Annotated in this window: 12 protein-coding genes; 3 read left to right on the forward strand and 9 right to left on the reverse strand. The window is 64.2% G+C overall.

Annotation, left to right across the window (positions count from 1 at the left end; translation table 11 throughout):
- Positions 1-49: 49 nt before the first annotated feature.
- The 3 genes from NKG59_RS01525 to NKG59_RS01535 are packed head-to-tail and all read left to right on the forward strand — an operon-like array spanning position 50 to position 6190.
- Complete coding sequence (locus NKG59_RS01525; RefSeq protein ID WP_253534610.1) at positions 50-1369, forward strand: efflux RND transporter periplasmic adaptor subunit; 1320 nt, start codon at positions 50-52, stop codon at positions 1367-1369.
- Positions 1370-1407: 38 nt separating this feature from the next.
- On the forward strand, positions 1408-4614 hold the full coding sequence (locus tag NKG59_RS01530; protein WP_045201570.1) for an efflux RND transporter permease subunit: 3207 nt from the start codon (positions 1408-1410) through the stop codon (positions 4612-4614).
- 25 nt (positions 4615-4639) lie between these two features.
- Entirely contained in the window at positions 4640-6190 is a 1551-nt protein-coding gene (locus NKG59_RS01535) for an efflux transporter outer membrane subunit (protein ID WP_301288026.1), read from the forward strand.
- 904 nt (positions 6191-7094) lie between these two features.
- Here the strand turns inward: NKG59_RS01535 and NKG59_RS01540 are convergent.
- The 9 genes from NKG59_RS01540 to NKG59_RS01580 form a co-directional block, all read right to left on the reverse strand.
- Positions 7095-7256, reverse strand: coding sequence for a hypothetical protein (locus NKG59_RS01540; RefSeq protein ID WP_253534612.1), 162 nt, complete (start codon positions 7254-7256; stop codon positions 7095-7097).
- 1 nt (position 7257) lies between these two features.
- Positions 7258-7782, reverse strand: a complete 525-nt coding sequence (locus NKG59_RS01545) for a DUF4303 domain-containing protein (protein ID WP_253534614.1) — start codon at positions 7780-7782, stop codon at positions 7258-7260.
- A gap of 11 nt (positions 7783-7793) precedes the next feature.
- Positions 7794-12368, reverse strand: a complete 4575-nt coding sequence (locus NKG59_RS01550; protein ID WP_253534616.1) for a DUF6531 domain-containing protein — start codon at positions 12366-12368, stop codon at positions 7794-7796.
- 13 nt (positions 12369-12381) lie between these two features.
- Positions 12382-12804: a DcrB-related protein gene (locus NKG59_RS01555; protein WP_045201576.1), complete on the reverse strand. Its 423-nt coding sequence runs from the start codon at positions 12802-12804 to the stop codon at positions 12382-12384.
- 4 nt (positions 12805-12808) lie between these two features.
- Positions 12809-15091: a type VI secretion system Vgr family protein gene (locus NKG59_RS01560; protein ID WP_253534630.1), complete on the reverse strand. Its 2283-nt coding sequence runs from the start codon at positions 15089-15091 to the stop codon at positions 12809-12811.
- A 313-nt stretch (positions 15092-15404) separates the two neighbouring features.
- Positions 15405-16256 carry a hypothetical protein gene (locus NKG59_RS01565; protein WP_253534633.1) on the reverse strand — a complete coding sequence of 284 codons (852 nt, stop codon included), beginning with the start codon at positions 16254-16256 and terminating at the stop codon, positions 15405-15407.
- A complete protein-coding gene (locus tag NKG59_RS01570; protein WP_253534635.1) occupies positions 16253-17302 on the reverse strand; it encodes a YaiO family outer membrane beta-barrel protein in 1050 nt (349 codons plus the stop codon). Before NKG59_RS01570 ends, NKG59_RS01565 begins: the two co-directional genes overlap by 4 nt.
- Before the next feature lie 88 nt (positions 17303-17390).
- On the reverse strand, positions 17391-19241 hold the full coding sequence (locus NKG59_RS01575; RefSeq protein WP_253534637.1) for a polysaccharide deacetylase family protein: 1851 nt from the start codon (positions 19239-19241) through the stop codon (positions 17391-17393).
- A complete protein-coding gene (locus tag NKG59_RS01580) occupies positions 19238-20224 on the reverse strand; it encodes a hypothetical protein (protein ID WP_253534639.1) in 987 nt (328 codons plus the stop codon). The genes NKG59_RS01575 and NKG59_RS01580 overlap by 4 nt, the downstream gene beginning before the upstream one ends.

Here is a 20224-nt window from a genome sequence, read left to right on the forward strand (position 1 = left end):
TTATCCAGTCTTTTCTCTTTGCTTACCCAACAAAATCGAGAGAGTCATCATGAGCCTGTCCAAACGCACACTCGCCATTTCGGTTGCCGCCGTGCTCGGCGTTGCAGCTGTGGGCACCTACGGTCTGGTCTCCAGCGCCGGCGCATCGCAGCAGCCGGCAGCCGCCCCAGCCGCCACGCCGGTGGATGTGGCGCCGGTCCTGGCAAAGAACGTGGCCGAATGGGATGAGTTTTCCGGCCGCATTGAAGCCGTTCAACGCGTTGAAGTCCGCCCGCTGGTGAGCGGCACCGTCACCGCCGTCCACTTCAAGGACGGCAGCATCGTCAAGAAGGGCGACGCGCTGTTCACCATTGACCCGCGCCCCTACGCCGCCGAAGTCGCCCGCACGCAAGCCGCGCTGACGGCCGCCAAATCGCGCGTGGCCTACACCACGTCGGAGCTGGACCGTGCACGAAAGCTGGTGGCCGACAACGCCATCGCGCGCCGCGAGTTCGAAGAGAAGGAAAACGCCGCACGCGAGGCACAGGCCAACCTGCAAGGCGCCGCCGCCGCGCTGGATGCCGCCAAGCTGAACCTGGAGTACACGCACATCGTGGCGCCGGTCGCAGGCCGCGTGTCGCGCGCAGAGATTACGGTCGGCAACGTCGTTTCCGCCGGTGGCGCTGCCCCGGTATTGACGACGCTGGTGTCGGTCTCGCCGATGTACGTGGCGTTCGATGCGGATGAGCAAAGCTACCTGCGCTACTCCGCCAAGGCGGCCCAGGGCGCGAAGACACCGGTCTACATCGGGCTGGCCAATGAAGACGGCTACACGCGCGAAGGCGTAATCCAGTCCGTCGACAACCGGCTGGACGTGCGCTCGGGCACCATCCGCGTGCGCGCCACGCTGGACAACGCCGACGGCCGCCTCACGCCCGGGCTCTACGCCCGCGTGCGCATGAGCACCGGCGCACCGCACGACGCCATCCTCATCAGCGACAAGGCCATCGGCACGGACCAGGACAAGAAGTTCGTCCTGGTGGTGGATGCCGCCAACAAGACGAGCTATCGCCCGGTTGTGCTGGGCGCCTCCATTGACGGCCTGCGCGTGGTGAAGTCGGGCCTGAAGGCGGGTGACCGCATCGTCGTGAACGGCATCCAGCGCGTGCGCCCGGGCGACGCCGTGGCACCCAACACGGTGACCATGGATAGCCTGGTCACGAAGCGTGTGGTGTTGCCGGGCGCACAGCCGGAAGCCCCCGCCGCGCCCGCCGAAGCCAAAGCCCAAACACCCGCCGCGCCCGCTGCGCCCGCCGCCAAGGCCGAAACCAAGCCCGCCAACGCCAAGACCGCAGCCGACGCCCAACGCCTTCCGGCCGACCGCGCCTGATTGCGCCGGATTGCGACTGAAACTCATCGCTCATAGCCATGAACTTCTCTAAATTTTTCGTGGACCGCCCGATCTTTGCGGGCGTGCTATCCACGCTGATCCTGCTGGTCGGGATCATCTCGATCTGGCGATTGCCGATCTCGGAGTACCCCGAGGTCGTGCCGCCTTCGGTGGTGGTGCGCGCGCAGTTCCCGGGCGCCAACCCGAAGGTGATTGCCGAGACCGTCGCCTCGCCGCTCGAAGAGCAGATCAACGGCGTCGAGAACATGCTCTACATGCAGTCGCAAGCCAACAGCGACGGCAACCTGACCACGACGGTCACCTTCAAGCTGGGCACCGACCCTGACAAGGCGCAGCAGCTCGTGCAGAACCGCGTGTCGCAGGCGCTGCCGCGTCTGCCCGACGTGGTGCAACGCCTGGGCGTGACGACCGTCAAGAGCAGCCCCGACCTGACGATGGTGGTGCACTTGCTGTCGCCCAACGACCGCTACGACATGACGTACCTGCGCAACTACGCAGTGCTCAACGTCAAGGATCGTTTGGCACGGATCAGCGGTGTCGGCCAGGTGCAGCTCTTCGGCTCGGGTGACTACTCGATGCGCGTGTGGCTCGACCCGAACAAGGTGGCCGAGCGCGGCCTGACTGCCAACGAAGTGGTCAAAGCCATCCGCGACCAGAACGTGCAGGTGGCGGCTGGCGTGATCGGCGGTTCGCCCTCGGTGCCGGGCACGGATCTGCAACTGTCCGTCAACGCGCAGGGCCGGCTGAAGACCGAACAGGAATTCGGCGACATCATCCTGAAGAGTTCGCCCGATGGCGCCGTCACGTATTTGCGTGACGTGGCCCGCATCGAGCTGGCCGCATCGGAATACGGCCTGCGCTCGCTGCTGGACAACAAGCAGGCGGTGGCCATTCCGATCTTCCAGGCGCCGGGTTCCAACGCGCTGCAGATTTCGGATGACGTGCGCAAGACGATGGCCGAGCTGAAGGAAGACTTTCCCGAAGGCGTCGACTACCGCATCGTCTACGACCCGACGCAGTTCGTCCGATCGAGTATCGAAGCCGTCACGCATACGCTGCTGGAAGCGGTGGCGCTTGTGGTGCTGGTGGTGATCCTGTTCCTGCAGACGTGGCGTGCGTCGATCATTCCGCTGCTGGCGGTGCCGGTGTCCATCATCGGTACGTTTGGCCTGATGCTGATGTTCGGCTTCTCGATCAACGCGCTGTCGCTGTTCGGGCTGGTGCTGGCGATCGGGATCGTGGTGGACGATGCCATCGTGGTGGTGGAAAACGTCGAGCGGAACATCGCCGAAGGGTTATCGCCACGCGAGGCCACCTACAAGGCCATGCGCGAGGTGAGCGGCCCGATCATCGCCATTGCCCTGACGCTGATTGCCGTGTTCGTGCCGCTGGCCTTCATGACGGGCCTGACCGGTCAGTTCTACAAGCAGTTCGCGCTGACGATCTCCATCTCGACCGTCATCTCGGCCTTCAACTCGCTCACGCTGTCGCCGGCGCTGGCCGCCCTCCTGCTCAAGAGCCATGACGCGCCGAAGGATTGGCTGGCGCGCACGATGGACAAGGGCCTGGGCTGGATCTTCCGTCCGTTCAACCGCGTGTTTGGTGCCGCATCCGAATCGTATGGCCGCAGCACGTCGCGCGTGATTGGTCGCAAGGCCGTCATGCTCGGTATCTACCTGGCGCTGATCGGTGCGACTGCGCTGCTGTTCAACAAGGTGCCGGGCGGCTTCGTGCCGATGCAGGACAAGCAGTACCTGGTGAGCTTCGCGCAGCTGCCAGACGGTGCCTCGCTGGACCGCACGGAAGACGTGATCCGCCGCATGTCGGACATCGCCCTGAAGCACCCCGGCGTGGAAAGCGCCGTGGCGTTCCCGGGCCTGTCGATCAACGGCTTCACCAACAGCCCGAGCGCCGGCATCGTGTTCGTCACGCTCAAGCCGTTTGACCAGCGCAAGAGTGCCGACCTGTCGGGCGGCGCGATTGCGGGCCAGTTGAACAAGCAATACGGCGCCATCAAGGACGCCTTCATTGCGGTGTTCCCGCCGCCGCCGGTGCAAGGCCTCGGCACTGTGGGTGGCTTCAAGCTGCAACTGGAAGACCGCGGCTCGGTCGGCTACGAACAGCTCTTTGCCGCCACGCAGGCCTTCATGGCCAAGGCACGCAAGACGCCTGAACTGGGCCCGTCGTTCTCAAGCTACCAGATCAACGTGCCGCAGTTGAACGCAGACCTGGACCGCGTGAAGGCCAAGCAGCTTGGCGTGCCGGTGACCGATGTGTTCGACACCATGCAGGTGTACCTGGGCTCGCTGTATGTGAACGACTTCAACCGCTTCGGCCGCACGTATCAAGTGAAGGTGCAGGCAGACGCGCCGTTCCGCGCCCATGCAGAAGACATCCTGCAGCTGAAGACGCGCAACACCGCAGGCGAGATGGTTCCGCTGTCTTCGCTGCTGCGCGTGTCGCAAGGCTTCGGGCCGGACATGGTCGTGCGCTACAACGGCTACACCGCTGCCGACATCAACGGTGGCCCGGCCCCGGGCTTCTCGTCTGGTCAGGCGCAGGCGGCTGTGGAACGCATTGCGCATGAAACTCTGCCCAAGGGCGTGCGCTTCGAGTGGACGGATCTGACGTATCAGCAGATCCTGGCCGGCAACTCGGCCGTGTGGATCTTCCCGATCTGCGTGCTGCTGGTTTTCCTGGTGCTGGCTGCCCAGTACGAAAGCCTGACGCTGCCGCTGGCCGTGATCCTGATCGTGCCGATGAGCTTGTTTGCCGCCATGCTGGGCGTCTGGCTCTCGCATGGAGACAACAACATCTTCACGCAGATCGGTCTGGTGGTGCTGGTGGGGCTGGCGTGCAAGAACGCGATCCTGATCGTGGAGTTTGCGCGCGAGCTTGAGCTGCAAGGTCGCACCATCGTGCAAGCCGCCATCGAGGCCTGCCGCCTGCGTCTGCGCCCGATCCTGATGACGTCGATCGCTTTCATCATGGGCGTGGTGCCCCTGGTGGTGTCGACCGGCGCCGGCGCGGAAATGCGCCATGCCATGGGCGTGGCCGTGTTCGCGGGGATGCTGGGTGTGACGCTGTTCGGCCTGTTCCTCACCCCGGTGTTCTACGTGCTGCTGCGCACGCTGGCGGCACGCCGCGGCCAGCGCTCTGAAGATGCACCCGACCGCGATCTGGACCTGGACGGCGCGCTGCCCGTGCCCTCGGCCCAGCACTAAGGTCAACACTCATCAAGACATCGCTATGAACGCGTCTACACAACAACAGACAGGTCCGGCCATGCGGTCGGGCCGCTGGACCCCGCTGGCGCTGGCCGCCGCGCTGTTCCTCGCGGCCTGCTCGCTCGCCCCGACCTACGAGAAGCCGGACGTTGGCACGCCCAACGCCTTCAAGGAAGCCGCACAACCGGCACAACCGGCGGACGCACCGTTGGCTGCAGGCGAGCAAGGCAAGTGGAAGACCGCCGAGCCCGCCCTGCCCGCCGACGGCGCGTGGTGGAAGATCTTCAACGACCCGACGCTCGACAAGCTCGAAGCGCAGGCCGCTGAAGCCAGCCCCACGCTGGCCGCCGCAGCCGCACGCGTGAATCAGGCGCGTGCCTTCGTGCAGGCCAACCGTGCATCGCTGTTCCCGGAACTGGATGCGGGCTTCGGTCCGACGCGCCAGCGGGCCTCGGCGGCATCGGCCGGCTTACCGGTCGGTGCGCCCGTGCAGCCGCAGACGTACTGGCGTGCGCAGTCCACCGTGGCGTATGAGGTCGACCTGTTCGGCCGCGTGCGCAACAACATCGATGCCGCCGGCGCCGATGCAGAGCGTGTCGAAGCGCTGTACCGTGCGGCCCGCCTGTCATTGCAGGCCGACGTGGCGCAGACGTACTTCAGCCTGCGCACGCTGGATGCGGAAGAGGCCTTGCTCTCCCGCACGCTGGTCGGCCGTGAAGAGGCGCTCAAGCTGGTGCAGCGCCGCTTCAACACGGGCGACATTGGCGAGCTGGACGTTGCCCGCGCCGATGCCGAACTGGCAACGGCACGCTCCGACCGCATCGGCGTACAGCGCCGCCGCGCGGTGCTGGAGCATGCACTGGCAACGCTGCTGGGCAAGGCACCGGCTGATTTCACGATGGCCACCGACCCGCTGCAATCGGCCGACGTGCGCGTACCGGCCGGGCTGCCTTCCGCCCTGCTGGAACGCCGCCCCGACGTGGCTGCGGCGGAACGCTCGATGGCGGCGGCCAACGGGCGCATCGGCGTGGCACGCGCGGCGTTCTTCCCGCAACTGCAGCTCACGGGTGGCTTCGGCTACGAGTCACACGACATCGGCGACCTGCTCAAGTGGGGCAGCCGTACGTGGATTCTCGGGCCGCTGGTGGGCACCGCGCTGTCACTGCCGATCTTTGACGGTGGCGCACGCAGTGCTGGCGTGAAGCAGGCGCGTGCCGCGTATGAAGAGAACGTTGCCAACTACCGCGAAAGCGTGCTCGTCGCCTTCCGCGAGGTGGAAGACAACCTTTCGGAACTGCGCCTCCTGGCCGATCAATCCAAGGCCCAGGACGATGCCGTACGCGCGTCTACGCGCGCCGCGCAACTCTCGCGCACGCGCTACAACGCGGGTTCGGTCAATTACCTGGACGTGATCGATGCCGAGCGCAACATGCTGTCCGCCGAACGCATCGGTGTACAACTGGCCGGCAGCCGCATGAACTCCACGGTGGGGCTCATCAAGGCGCTGGGCGGTGGCTGGGGCGATCTGCCACCGGCCAACGCGGCCAACCCGGCAACGGTGGCGCAGCAGTAAGAATTTCTCTCCTCTCTCTCTGGAAAGCGAGATCTGCGCGGCTTCGGCCGCGTTTTTTTTTGCCGTTTTGCAGTGAACTGCGCCGATTGCGGCGGCGGACGCTTCTTCCGCGTCCCGCTTCCATGCACGAGGCTCGGGGCTTCAACAGCGGTGCGCATATTGCGCATTTCGGTTCCCAGCGAGCGGCGATCGAAACTTGCCGAAGCAAACTCGACCCTTTACCCACCGCCGTTGCCCCGCAGACGGTAGAGCGCCGCAGTTTTCGGTGCGCGTTTCGATCCCAAACATTCGATTGCGACAGTCCGAGAGCGGCGCGCGACCGTCAAACGGTGGCGCACGGCCCTCGGAGGCCCGAACGCGGCCCGAAAACATCCGATACATCGGACCTCAGAGACCCGAGCGTCGCCCTCAAACCGTCGATGTTGCGCCTCTGAGGCTCATGCGCGACGGTCCGAGGCCGGAAGCCGGCTGTCAGAGCTCGGAAATTTCGACCTCTGACTGTGGAAGGCGACTGTTCGAGGCTCGCGTGTGGCCCGTGGAGGTCCGACCGCGAGGGTCGGAGGGTCACGTTCCAGCCATCAACGCCCGTGATCGGCTGTTTCAGGGCGATGCGCCGGCGTGCCGCCAGACATGTTCGAGCCACGTGGGTTGCACTAGCTGAGCGGAATTCGAGTGACTTTGGATTGCCGTCGAGAAAGATGTCCAAGCCGCCGCCCATATAGGCGCGGGTCAGTTCATCAGCCGCCTTATCGAAGTTGCCTTGCTCGTAGTAAAGCTAGCCGAGGCGAAGATGGATGTACGGATTGCCCAAGCCCTTGGGACACTGCACGGCGTTGTAGACGCACTTGAACGCCTTGTCGAAATTGTTCGTGCGGAAGTGGACGTCGCCAATGGCGACGTAAATCTACGTGGCGGCTTCCCAGTCGAGCGGGTTGTCGGGCAGCAGGCGCAGTGCGGCGGTGTATTGCTGTTTGGCGGCGTCGAGGTTCCCGTGCTCTACCAGTTCGTCGCCCTGGGCGCACAGCGCGACGATTTGCTGATGAATCGCTTCCGGTAGCTCCGGCATATCACCCCAGGGAAACAATCCAATTCCGGAATTCCTCAGCGAGTTCACGTCGGTTCAAGCGAGCGATCCAGTCGCTTTCCAAATCGCTTTCGCCATCGGATATGGTGAAAACCAACACCCCTGTTTCATCCATATCGGAGAAAAAACCCTTCGATTTCATGGATTCGAGCACTGCAACACAGGATTCGTAGACACGCTCTCGGAATGCTTCGCGCTTGGCTTCCGAATCCAGCTTTTTGGCCTCGTTATTCAAAAGGATGGAGATATCCTTGAAGTACTCGGCACCTTCGAACTCGTGATCCCACTCACCGGGACTCCATCGGTAATAGACGGCGTCCCCCGGGTCATCGCCAATCATCTTTTGCAGGTGACCAACCGAATTCACGGCAGGTGCGACCGTCACCGCATCCGGATCTGAATACAGGGCATAGCCGCAAAAAATCTGGCTAGGAAACTTTCTTCTTACTGCGAGAAAAGCTTCTGAGGCAGCCTGCTCAATCTTCGAGCGAAGATCGTCGAAATCCATGTCAATCCCCGTTAATCGAAAAGGGTTCCAATCGTATCATTCCTGAAATGCTCTTTTAGCTTGGCCAACGCATCTACAACCGCCTCCCTCGTTCCCACGGTTTGGTGCGCCTCCACCAACGCATCCCGAACAGCTTTAGCAGCGGCGGTGCTGTGGTTCTTATTTGGCGCCCATCCCAAATTTTCCTGTCCTCTGTACCAATCGATATCGTAGTTTTCGAGGACGTCTTTGCTCTCGTCCAGATACTCTCGCATCTTCACGCCGCGCCCCTTCTTGAACACTGCATGGTGTCCATGCGGGTTGACCATGTCAGCCGGAGGATCGCCCTCGTAACCACGTACCAGCCCACCCCAATCGGGTTCCGACTCGCCTTCTTTCGGGCCATATTTCCGGCCGCCGGTTGTGTTACCACCGGCGCTTTCTCGGGTCCCCGGCACCTCAGGCAAGGTGCCGTCTTCTGCCGTCTTCGACAACTTCGCAGCATCTGCCGCCGAGTACCCCTCCGCACGCAATTGCTTATATCGGTCGTACCGCTCCGGACAAACCGCCAGCCCAAGTGGATCCACCTGCCGCAACGGGTTCTGCACATAGCCCTGCGTACGGTGCCCGCCCCGGATGGCAATCGGGTCAATGCTGAGATAGCAGCCGCTGTCGGGGTCGTAGTAGCGGTTGAGGTTGTAGTGCAGGCCGGACTCTTCGTCTGCCCATTGCCCTGCAAAACGCAGGCTGGTGTCTGGGGCGGGTTCTGCCGCATGCGCCTCTTCGCTGATGCGCTTGCCCCACAGGTTGTAGCGGGCAGACCAGACTTTCTCACCCGAGTCCCGGTATATCTCCAGCGGTAGGCCAGTGGGTGCGCAGAAGATGGCGTACATCTGGTCGCCACGTTCCTGGGCCAACGGTGCGAAGCTTTCGGGCTCGAAATGCCAGGTCGTGGCAGCGCCCATGCGCCCATCGCGACCGCACTCCCACTGTTCGGCCAGCGTGTAGCCATCCCACAAGAAGCGCACCGCGCTGCCTGTCCCGACATGCCTTTTTTCAACACGCCTGCCGAAGGCGTCGTAGCGGTACGCCCAGGTTTCGTTGGCGGGGGTGTGCAATCCGACCAGGCGGTTCAGGCCATCCCAGGTGTAACGCCATGTCCGGGGTTGAGCGCCCGGTTCCTCGATGGTCTTTTCGATGACCCGCCCGCGAGCGTCGTAGCGGTAGTGGACATGCCCCGCCTGAACGGGCAAGCCACCCGCCAGGTAGTCGTGCCGATCAACCGGCCCCGGGCGGCCATGCGCGGCAATGTTCCCGGACACATCGTAGGCATAGTGCTCGGCGGGCTGGCGAACGCTGTCGACGGAAGTGACTTGTCCGCGTACGTCGTGCGCATACGCGAAGCTGTCTGCGTCGGTATCGATCTGCGCGAGTTGCCCGGCAGCGTCGTAACGGAAATGTTGACGCGTCAGTTGCTGCAGCGCTTCAACGGGGTTGACCGGCAGCGCGTCGAAGGCGGTACGGGGGCCGACTGTCTGGCGCTGCAGGCGGCCTACGGCGTCGTACTGTCGCTGCAAAACAAACTCACCGGCCTGACGACCTGTTTCGTTTCCGAGCAGATCCCGCTGGATGCGCATGCCGCCAACCTGCGTGAGCGCGCCAAGCGCATCGTACTCATAGCGTGTCTCACGATGCGCCGTCTTGCGCGCATCGCGTCGACCCCGCGCATCGTAGGCATGCTCAACGCGCTGGCCGTGCTGATCCTCTTCGATCAAGCGGCCCTTGCCGTCGTAGCGAAAGCGGATGATGTGCGTGGACTCGCCTTGCACGGCCGCAGCTGTCATGCGCCCGGCGGCGTCGTACCGATAGACGAGTTTGACATCGCCCGCGTCGATGGCCACAGGGTGATCCCCCGCGTCATAGCGATAGAGCCAGACACCGCCGTCCGGCCACGTCTTCTTGACCACGCGCCCAGCTACGTCTCGCTCATAGTGCGAGACTCGACCACCCCAGTCGATCTCGGTGACAAGCCGCCCGGCCGCGTCATAGCGGAACTCCCACACCTCACCGCGCGCGTTGACGATCCGTGCCGGCCGCGTCGCATGGTCGTATTCAAAGCGGGTGATGTGACCTGCGGCGTCAATCGTGCTTGTCAGCAGATCGAACGGACCGTAGGTATGGCGCGTGATGCGCCCCAGCGGATCGGTGCTCGCCACCGCCAGCCCCTCGGCGTTGTAGGCGGTACGATGCGTGCTGCCGTCCGGCAGCGTGGTCTGCGCCCGGCCGCCGCGCGGGTTGTCCAGGCCGGCGGCGTAATCGTGACGGGTCACGTTGCCCTTCGCATCAACTTCTTCCAGCAGGCGGCCAAGCACGTCAAAGCGCGAGCCGTGCTTCGCGCCGTTCGGGAACCGCGTGCTGATGAGCCGAAGCTGTGCGTCGTAGTCGAAGCGGGTTTCCTGCTCGGCCTCGACCGCCCGCAGAAGCTCGCCCCGTTCACCGTACCGATAGCGTTTGACCTGCCCATCGGGTTCGGTGCGTGCGATCAGCCGATGCTTGTCGTCATACTCCATTGCCACGCGATCACCGTTCGGCTGCACCACAGCCGCAAGGCGACGCTGTGCGTCGTACTTGAACAGCGTGGCGCCGCCGGTGGGATCGCCCATGCTGGCCAGCCGGCCCTGTGCGTCGTACCCAAAATCGGTGCGCCGCCCGAGCGGGTCGGTTTGCGACACCAATCGGCCGAGTTGCCACTCGCGTTGAATCACATGTCCAAGCGGGTTCACCTCGCGTGTGACCAGTCCTTCGGCGTTGTGGGCGTAGAGCCATTCACCATCGACATCGAGCACACGCGTGAGGCCGTCCTCATAGACGAAGCGGCCGGTGTGGTAACCCTCGCGCGTGCCGGTCTCGACCACGCGGCCGAAGCCGTCGTAGGCGTAGCGAACCTCTGTCTGGTCGGCGTCGCGCCAGCTCGTCATCCAGCCGTGCGCGTCGTAGGAGTAGTAGAACTGGCCATGCTGGAAGCTCGATACCTGCGCGAGCATGCCGCCTTCATACACGTAGTCGGCCAAACGTCGTGTCTCGCCCGACTCTTCGAGCAAGGTAATGCTGGACACAGTCCGCAGCGCGCCCGGATACGTCAACACGAGCGCGTAACCGGTCGTGTGTCGCAGCCCTGTCAGCCGGCCATGCGAGTCGTACTCGAACGCGATGGCATTGCCGCTCCAGTCCTCGATACGCTCGATTCGCGATACGGCGCCGTCGACCAATGGTGCAAACCACAGGATATGGCGCGTTTCATCGTCAAGCACGCGAGGTGCGGTTCGCGTGCCCTCCAGGCGATAACGTGATTCGCGCAGGTTGATGCCGTTGAGATCGGCATCGGGTGCCTCAAAGGTGATCGTGAGCCCACCGCCATCGAAGAAGCGAACGAGGCGACCTTCATCCAACCGCAAGCGCTGCGACCAGTTCGTTGACCACTTTGGACCGAGCAGGCCCTCGTCATCCGAACGCGTGCGGTAGCGGCGCGTGAGCACGAGAGGCAGAACACCGGGAATCGACACGTCTGTGCGGATCTCCACCATCTCGCCGGTCGCCACGTCGATCGGGTCTTTGCAGTTGGTGGCGGTTTCGTCTTTGACGCCATCACGTTCGGCCGACTTGTTCGGCTCCCCCGGCGCCCTGCCGCCGATCATGCCGCCCAGCTTGGCCCCAAGCAGCCCACCCACGAGACCCGCAAAGAACTCCTCGCCCGCCGTCAGCTCGGGGTTTTTCGGCCCGAACTGTCCGGTGGTCTTGTCGATCAGGATGCTTTTGCGGCCGGAGTTCACCTTGCCGCTGCAATGGCTCGAATGGCCGATGCGCACGATCGGCAGTTGGTTGACGGTGATGGTCAGACTGCCTTCGACCAGCGGCTCGGGCCCGGGATGCTTGTCGCAGGCGATGATGTCCGTCACGCGCGCCGCGGCTTTACCCTCGAACGTGACGTTGCCTGAACCCGTGGCGATCTTGCCGCAGTTGCTGCCCATGCTCTGGCTGGCCGACGCCAGAGCACTGCCGATGCTCAGGCCGCCTGCCATGCAGGCCCCCACCAGCACTGCGCCGGCGAGCCCGCCCGTGGCCACGGTTGCCGCCACCATGGCACCGATGGCGACCCCGATCGCGAGACCTGCCACCATGCCCCAGAAGCCTGATGAATGCGCGATGTCGTCACCCACGCAGGCGGGGTGCGGGTCGCCCCGGCCGATGGTGAGGCCAAGCTTGTCGCCGAGCCACTCGGCGCCTTCCGCCATCGCCCCTGTCACGCCGATCTTGCCCAGCACCCACGCACCGCCGAGGGCCACCACGGCGGGCACCGCCGCCAGCGCCGCCGCGCCCGCTGCTGCAGCGCCGGTCGCACCCGCGGCGGTGGCGGCCGTGCCCGCTGCGTAAGCACCGTAGCCGACGTCGGCACCCAACATCCCATAGTTGGCGCCGTCCACCCACTTCATCTGTGACTGCTTCTTCGCCTCGCCGTCTTCCAGGTTCTGAAGCGCGGCCAAGCGCTCCTCGGCGGTACCGCTCGGCCCGGTCGGAGAAGTGGGTGTGCTTGGATCTTGATCAGCCATGACTGCGCTGCGCTCAGGCCGGCTCGTTCAGGCGCAGGCTCTGCACCACGCCTTCTACCAGCGTCTTCTGGCTGGCGCTCAGCACGCCGGGCGCGGTAAAGGTGAGCATCAGCACCTGCTTGCCATGCTCCACCATCGTCAGCAACTGCTGCAGCGGCCGGCCGTTGTTCGACCATTTGTATTCGTGCGCATACGCTGCCCGACCGGACACCGTGGTTTCGCTGCTGCTCACCGCTTCATAGTCGGGCACCTGCTTGGCGAGCTTTTGCAGCTCGCTGGCGGCGTACTCGCCAAACTGCATGCCCCATGGCAGACGCTCGCGCGTGACGACAAAGCTCACGCCTTCCGTGCCGGTGGAGGCGGAGACGAACACATTCATCGTCTTGTCGATCCAGTCCGGTGGGAGCGACAAGGAACCTTCCTGCATCTGATACATGATGTCAGCCGTTATCCGGGTTGATATGGGTATTGGGTGCCTGGATCTTGATCTCGGCCGCATCCAGCCGGATCGTGGACGAGCCCTTGTGCAGCTCAATCGCGTCGGCTGTCATGTGGATCGACGTACCGCCAGCACCGCCCACCTTGATCCACAGTTCCTTGGCCTCGATCGTGTGCACACCGGCGGGCGACTTCTGCGTGGTGTTGCCTTGGGTCACGGTGTGGGACTGATCGCCGACCGACACCGTCGTCTCGTAGTTGCCCTGGGCAACGGTGAGCTTCTTGTCACCCTTGGCGACGGTGGTTTCCATGTTGCCGGTATCGACCTGCGTCTTGTGATCACCCTGCGTCACCAATGTCGTGCGGTCACCCTTGACCGCCTCGCTCATGTTGCCGGTAGAGACTTCAGTCGCATGGTTGCCCGTGGACACCAGAATCGTCCGATCGCCCTTGACCACATGCGTGCTTTGCGCGTCTTGCACCACGGTGTTCATGTCTTTCTGCGCGTGCATGAACACCTCTTGCGCGCCGTTGACGTCAGAGAAGCGCAGTTCGTTGGAGCCGCCGCCCTTGTGCGTCTGGCTGCGGATACCCATGGTCTGGCCGCCGTCGCCGTGGTACGGGTTGGCGGCCTCGCCGTTGAAGACGCGGCCGACGATGACGGGGTTGTCGGGGTCGCCCTCGTTGAAGGCGACGATCACCTCTTGGCCGATACGCGGGATGGCCGCGCCGCCCCAACCCGCGCCGGCCCACGGCTGCGACACGCGCACCCAGATGGAATCGGAGCCATCCATCTTGCCGCGCCGGTCCCAGAAGAAATGCACCTTGACGCGGCTGCCGTCGGTATGGATCTCTTCGCCTTTTGGGCCGACCACCACCGCCGCCTGCGTACCGTACATGTAGGGCTTGGGTGTGCGGCGCTCGGGACGGAACGGCACATCCACGGGCAGGCACGTAAAGCTGTTGCGGTACGGCTGCTCGGCGCCCTGGCTCGTGTAGTCGTTCACGGCGTGGTGGCGTACGTGCAGCAGCACAAAGGACTTGTCGTCGTATGCGGAGACGGGGTGATTGGTCAGCCGGAAGCGCCCGGCCGTGGTCATGGCCTGCACGAAGCCCGCCCCCTTGAACCGATGCGCCTGCGCCTCTTCTGCCTCCATGGCATAGCGCGCGTACCGGCGGCCGTCGTCGCTGTGGTCGTACAGCGAGTGGTATTCGTAGCGCTCGGTGCCGCCGATGTTCGGGTTCTTCAGCGTGGTCGGCACTTCCACGTGCATCAGCGGCGACGACGGCGTGTCGTAATTGAAATCCCGATAGGTGATCTTGCCCACGCGAAAGTTGAACGCCTCGTCCCACCGGTCGATGCCGTTGCGCTCGCTGGCGGCGCTGGCGCCGTAGTACGAAATCGTATCGACAGGCGTCAGCGGCTTGAACAGGTCATTGGTGTCGCCAATGACGAGAACGTGCCGGTCTTTCTCGTAGCGGTGCGTCCAGAACATGCCCTCCTGCTCCAACAGGCGGGCGCAAAAGTTGTAGTAGGACTCCCGGTACATGACGACGTATTCGAGCCGCGCCTGCTCCGACTTCAGGTTGAACTCGAAATCGTGAAAGCCGAGCTCGACAAAGATCTCGGAGAGGATGTCTTCCGCCGTCTTGTTCTGGAAGATGCGGCAGTCCGTCGAGCGCGTGAGAAACCAGAACCACGGCACCACCGTCATCTCGTAGCGCGTGACCGAGCCGGGGTGCCCGACTCGCCCGAACGATGCAACGTAGCCCTGAAAGTAGCGCTGGCCGATCTCCGGCCCGGCCGCCAACTGGCTGAACACGCCGCCGCTGGACTTGGGTTCCAGCGACACCGACACCTGCTGCCCGACGATCTTGTCGATCTCAATTTCGCTCTGGTGCGATAGCAGGTCGAGATGGATTTCCGGCAGGCGGCTGACGTACTCGTCCACCACCAGCGCGTTGACTAGCAGTACGTCGGGCCCGAGTGGCGACTCCATGCGCACGAAGCGGCTGTCCTGCGTCAGGCGAGACTTCGCGCCCGGCATGCCGTTGATGGCATCGGCAATCGAGGCTGGCGTACGCCCCAGCAATGACATGCCCGTCTGCGCCAACTGCGCAGCGCGGGCCGCGCCGCCTATCAAACCGGCCCCCGGCGCGTTGCCCAGCATGCCTGCGGCGTCCGCAACCATGCCGATGCCCGACGACAATCCGCCGCCAGACAGCGTCGACAAAAAGGAATTTCCGGACGGCGCTTTGCCGTTGCCGGTAGAGGTGAAACTCATGGGCCCGCTCCCATCGTGCTATGCGATTTGCACCGGCCGGGCCAACTACGCAGACTCGTTGCCTTCAGCCGGAATCCCCCCGGCATGCCCGCCGATACGTTGTCGACAAGCGATGGCTCGCATGCTAGTGGAAGCATGCGTTTTGCAGATGAGCGTTCCGTTACTTGGAACCTGAAATTTATTGAATTCTGGTTTAACGCGGGCTAAATGCGCTGTGCCGCGTCGGCATGCATGCACTTAATTGGCGGAGGACCACGCCAACATTAACGATTGATAAAAAACCAGCGCAGCTCCCCGCACTGGGGCTATGCACTCAGGCGCCGAACGTCTTTGACGTGGCGCCGCGCGCGTTCCAGCTCATCGCCCACGCATAGAAGCCCACCAGCGTGCCGAACTGCAGGAACACGGCCCAAAGCAGAAAGATCTGCGGGTACCACAGCATCGACCCCTTGAGCAGCACCACTGACGCCAGCGTGTACTGAAACGGAATGAAGACCGTCAGATACGCCATGCCCATGACCGACAGCACAAGCTTGCGGATCAGGCCAAAGTCCAGCACGTTGTAGATCAGCGCATAGAGCCATGGCGTGATCAGCACCACCACGACCGACGCCTGCGTGAGCGAGCCGATGGAACCCCCGCCGTCATACGGAAAGCTGGCGGGCCACATGAAGAAGTAGAACTGGGCGCTGGCCTGCACCACGCCAATAAAGCGCAGCCAGTACGCCAGCGGCAACGCACGGCCGCCGATGAAGCGGGTGCCGAACAGCAGCGCCAGCGTGACGATCATCCCGACCAGCCATTGCACGGCGGTGGGCAAACCGGCGTCGCTGTGCGGATACGGAATGGCACCAAAGCCCGGCACGAGCGCCTTCACGGCCGCCACGCGAACCTGCCCTTCCAATGCCACGCTCCAGAAACCGATGATGCGTTCCCACAGACGGGCCACGGTTGGCCAGAGCGCGCAGTAGCCGGCGGTGAGCGCCAGCGGAAGCCCCAGCACGTCGATCCAGCGCGAGAGCGGGAACGCCAGACGCCGCATCGCACGGTGCATGACGATGCGATCGCCGCGATAGCCGATCACCCGCTTGGGCTCATGCCCGCGCAATCTCCGCCTGGTGGGCAAGTCGTCGGCTGGCGCTTCCTCGATCGGCTTGGCGTTCATCGGAAACTCCAGCGGAAGCCGATTTCACCGTAGGTGCGGTTGTAGAAGGGGTTGCGGTAGTACTGCGCGCCGATGAGCAACAGCAGATCGCGCGACACGCGCTCGCGCCACTGGATGGCGTAGCTCATGCTGTTGTAGTCCGCACGCTCGGTGCCGGTGGTCAAGACTTGATAAGCCTCGCGAGCGTGCTCCACGCGCAGCACGAGCGCGCGCTTTTCGTCGTTGCCGATCGTGGCTGCAATGTATTGGCTCGGGCCGAACACAAGCCCGGGATTGGCCCGGTTGAAGCGCAGGCCGCCTTCCAGCACCACCGACTGGAAATACGCCAGCGAGCTGAGCACCAGCCCCTGGTCATTGCGCACACTGTCCTGGCCCTGCGCGTAGTACGCACCAATGCCGGCCACGAAACGGCGGTCGGGGCCGAACTTGCGATAGCCCGCTACATCCACACGCCACTTCGAGAACAGCTCGCTGTTGCCCGTGCCAGCGCCAACCAGGAAGTAGTAATCCTCGGAGATATCGCGCGTGAGCGAGAGTGCGCCGTACTGGCCCGCAAAGCCAAACCGGCTCTGCCGATCCAGCTCAGCCTGCCAGATGCCATATGAGGTGACCATCATGCCGCGCAAGGCCACTGCCGTGGCACCGCCAAAGCCGTCGCTCATACGGCCGGTGTCGAGCACGGCTTCGATGGCGGCGCGCTCGGGCGCGTAGGGTTCCGGCACAGGCTGCGGCACGGTGGGCGCGTTGGCGCCAGGCGTGGGCACGGGGGTTGCGGCCAATGCCGTGGCGTCTGCCGGCGGCGTGGCGCCTTCCTGTGCAGCCGGTTGTTCCGGTTCGGTTGCAGCCTCTTGCTGGGTTACCGGCTCTGCCGGTTGCATCGCTCCGGCCGGTTGTGCAGTTTCTGTCGGTTGCGCCGGTTGTGCGTCTTGCGCCGGCTTGGCGGCATCCGGGGCGGCGGCCGGCTCGGCAGCCTGAGCCCACGCCGCTGGCGCTGTCATGCCGCAGATGGCCGCCGCCACCATCCACGCGATTGGAGTTCGGTCCACGCTGATATTTCCCCGTCTGTTATTGAAGCGGGCGCCTGCCATTTTTTTTGATGCGTGGCGGCGGCCCTGCCTGCTTGTTCTCTTGTGCTTAGCTGCCGGTGTTCAACCGGGCTGCAATAGCGAGCTTGTTGCCCGTGCCTGCGACCACGCGCCAGTTGCTCCCTTCCCGCACCACGCTCGCTTGGCCCGTCTCCACACGCGGCTCGGCATAGCGATCCGCCGGGAACAGCCACGTCAGGTCGTTCAGTGTTTCAGGATTCTCTGCAATCACGCGCACGTCGCCGCGATCCGATGTCGTGTGCCACACGGTCTTCTCACGCCGCTCGGCAAACTCGGCCATCTGCGTGATGGTGTGCCAGTGGAAGCGCTTGCGTGCCTCTTCCGCGTCGGCGGCTTCCATCAGCGCGTCAATGGCGTGCAGGTAGCGCACCGCCCCGGGCGGGTGGAAGTAGATGAGGCGGATCTCGCCGGAGTCCGTGGTGAACTTCACCAGCGAAGTCAGCCACGCCGCAATCTCCGCTTCCGGAATGTGCGCCATGTCGGCTTCTTCGATAGTCGCGTACTGGCCATACGTCTGTACGGGGAAAGACCAGATGTGCGCGTCGCGCCGGCCGTTGCGATACGTGCGCGTCGGCCCCTGGCCAATGTTGCCGGTGAAGTAGTAGCCCTTGACGTTGTGCTCATCCAGCCAGCGCGTCGCCCATTCGGGCTGGTTGCCGGTGGGGGCGGAATACTCGGTCTGCGGCTTGCCGGTCAGCTCCTGGATGGCGTCTGCATTCTTCTGCAGATAGGTCTCCATGGTGGCCTGGTTCTCTTCCGTCACGTTCAGGCCAAACCAGTCGTGAATCCAGCCGCCGTGGCTGCCTACCTCGTGCCCTTGCTTCATCAGGCCGTGCACGACCTCCGCAAACGCAGGGTTGTGAGCCAGGTTCACGCCCAAGCCGTCGCCAAACTGGCGCTGGTCAGGGCCGGCGGTGATGTGGAAGCTGAACGGGCCGCGCTTGAAGACGCCGTCTTCAATCAGCTTGTCTGTGGCGTCAATACAGATGCGCGCGTCGCAGTGCCAGTTCAGCACGAGGCCACCCACACCTTGCGGCGCCGGCGACAGGCGCGGCTGTTCCAGCACGTGGCCGGCAAAGTAGCTGAGGAAGCCGTGCATCAGCACGCCATCGGTACGCAGTTTGAGATACGTCAGCGGCAGGTTGACGAACAACACGTGGCCTTTGCCCACGCTGCGCTCGCCCGCAATGATCGAGTTGTCTTCGGAGCGCAGCAGCACCTTGCCGGCGTAGTCGCCATGCGTGCGCAGGGTCGGATACTGCAGCATGTCGTGGCCGTAGCCCGACAACACGGCGCGCCCTTGCGAGACAATCCAGCGCCCCGGCGGAATATGCAGATCGACCATTGCATCGGGCTGGCCATAGACGGTGGCCTTGCTGGCCATCTTTTCGCGCAGCGTTGAATAGAAGCCGTACTGCACGCCGGCCAGCGTGGACATGCGCGAGGCGCCATCCTCGTAGAAGCCCTTTTCGTTGAGGATGCCGGCGTCGTACACCTGCATGAGCGCGCCGCCGTCTTGCACGAACTGGCTGATCTGGTTGACGAGCGCGGTCGTCATCGACCGGTGCACAGTGTCGGGCAGGATCACACCGGCAAACACACGCTCGCCATTCAACCCATGGCGCACGAAATCCGACGCCGACATGGTGCGCAGGCGCACGCCCTCTTCCAGTGCGGCGTCTTCCCAGGCCTGCACGTAGATGCGGTTGTCTTGCCCGAGGTTGTCAGGCACCACCAGCACGATGTCGTCGGTCTGCGGGCGGCCTGGGCCGGCGCTAAGGTTGCGTGCCAGCAGCAGCGCGCAGGCGGCAAAGGCGATCAGGATCAACAGGCTGGCCAGGTGCTTACGCCAGTTGATGCGCTTGGAAGGTGTGCTCATTCGGAAATCGCCAGTGCATGCGAGAGCCCGATCAACGCGCCCTCTTCCATCAAGTTCCAGCGGCCTGCGGCGCGCCATTGCGGCGCGGCCTGCAGCCACTTCTGCGCGGTCGGCATATCGCCCAGCGTGTAGGCGGCCCAGGCGATCATGCCCCACGGGAACGGGTCTGCCTTGCCCGACAGCCACGCCTGCCCGTAGCGGAACTTCCATACCGCCCATTTACGCTGGGCGGCGGAGCCGGTTTCCAGGTCATGCACCCACGGATAGACCGGCGCAACCGCCGTCGGGTAGAAGCCGTAGGGCGTGGGCGGCAGGCTCACGCGTGCGGGCTCCAGCGCGCCATTCCGTTGGTAACCATAGGCATGCGCAAGGCCGTCCATCATCTGTTTGTGTGTGGGCAGCGCGGCCAGCTCCAGCGTGTAGTGCAACGATGCCTTGGGGTCGGCACGCAGGTGCTTGAGTGCCCCGGCCACTTCCACGTTGTCGGCAAAGTAGGCTTCCGGCCGGTCGGCAAACGCCTGGAATGTCGCGCGCTTCGGGTCCCACAGCGTGGCCAGGTGCATCAACGCGAGGCTGCAGCTCGCCAGCAGTTGCGGCGGGCCATGCAGGATCTCGTTGACGAGCAGGCACCAGAACACCGCTTGCGAGTCATCCGCGTCGGCGTGGCCACATGCGGCCCATCCGTCTGTGCCATTGCGGCAAAGGCGTGGGAACGTGCCATTGGCCTGTTGATACGGCAGCAGCCAATTGGCAAGCCCCACAGCCGGGGCTTGCACGTCGGCACCCAGGCGGTGCGCGACCAGCAGGGCTTCGATGGCAACGTAGGGCTCGACGTAATCGCCCCGGGCGAATACGGTCATGGCCCCGTCGGGCGTGGTGAAGTCTTCAAACATCGTGGCACCGTGCGCAGCGGCAGCCGACAGCACAAGCCCGACCAGTACGGCACCGCAGCGGCGAACGCAAGCGCTCCAGAACGTGACCAT

The organism is Ralstonia chuxiongensis (assembly GCF_024158925.1).
Taxonomy (GTDB): domain Bacteria; phylum Pseudomonadota; class Gammaproteobacteria; order Burkholderiales; family Burkholderiaceae; genus Ralstonia; species Ralstonia chuxiongensis.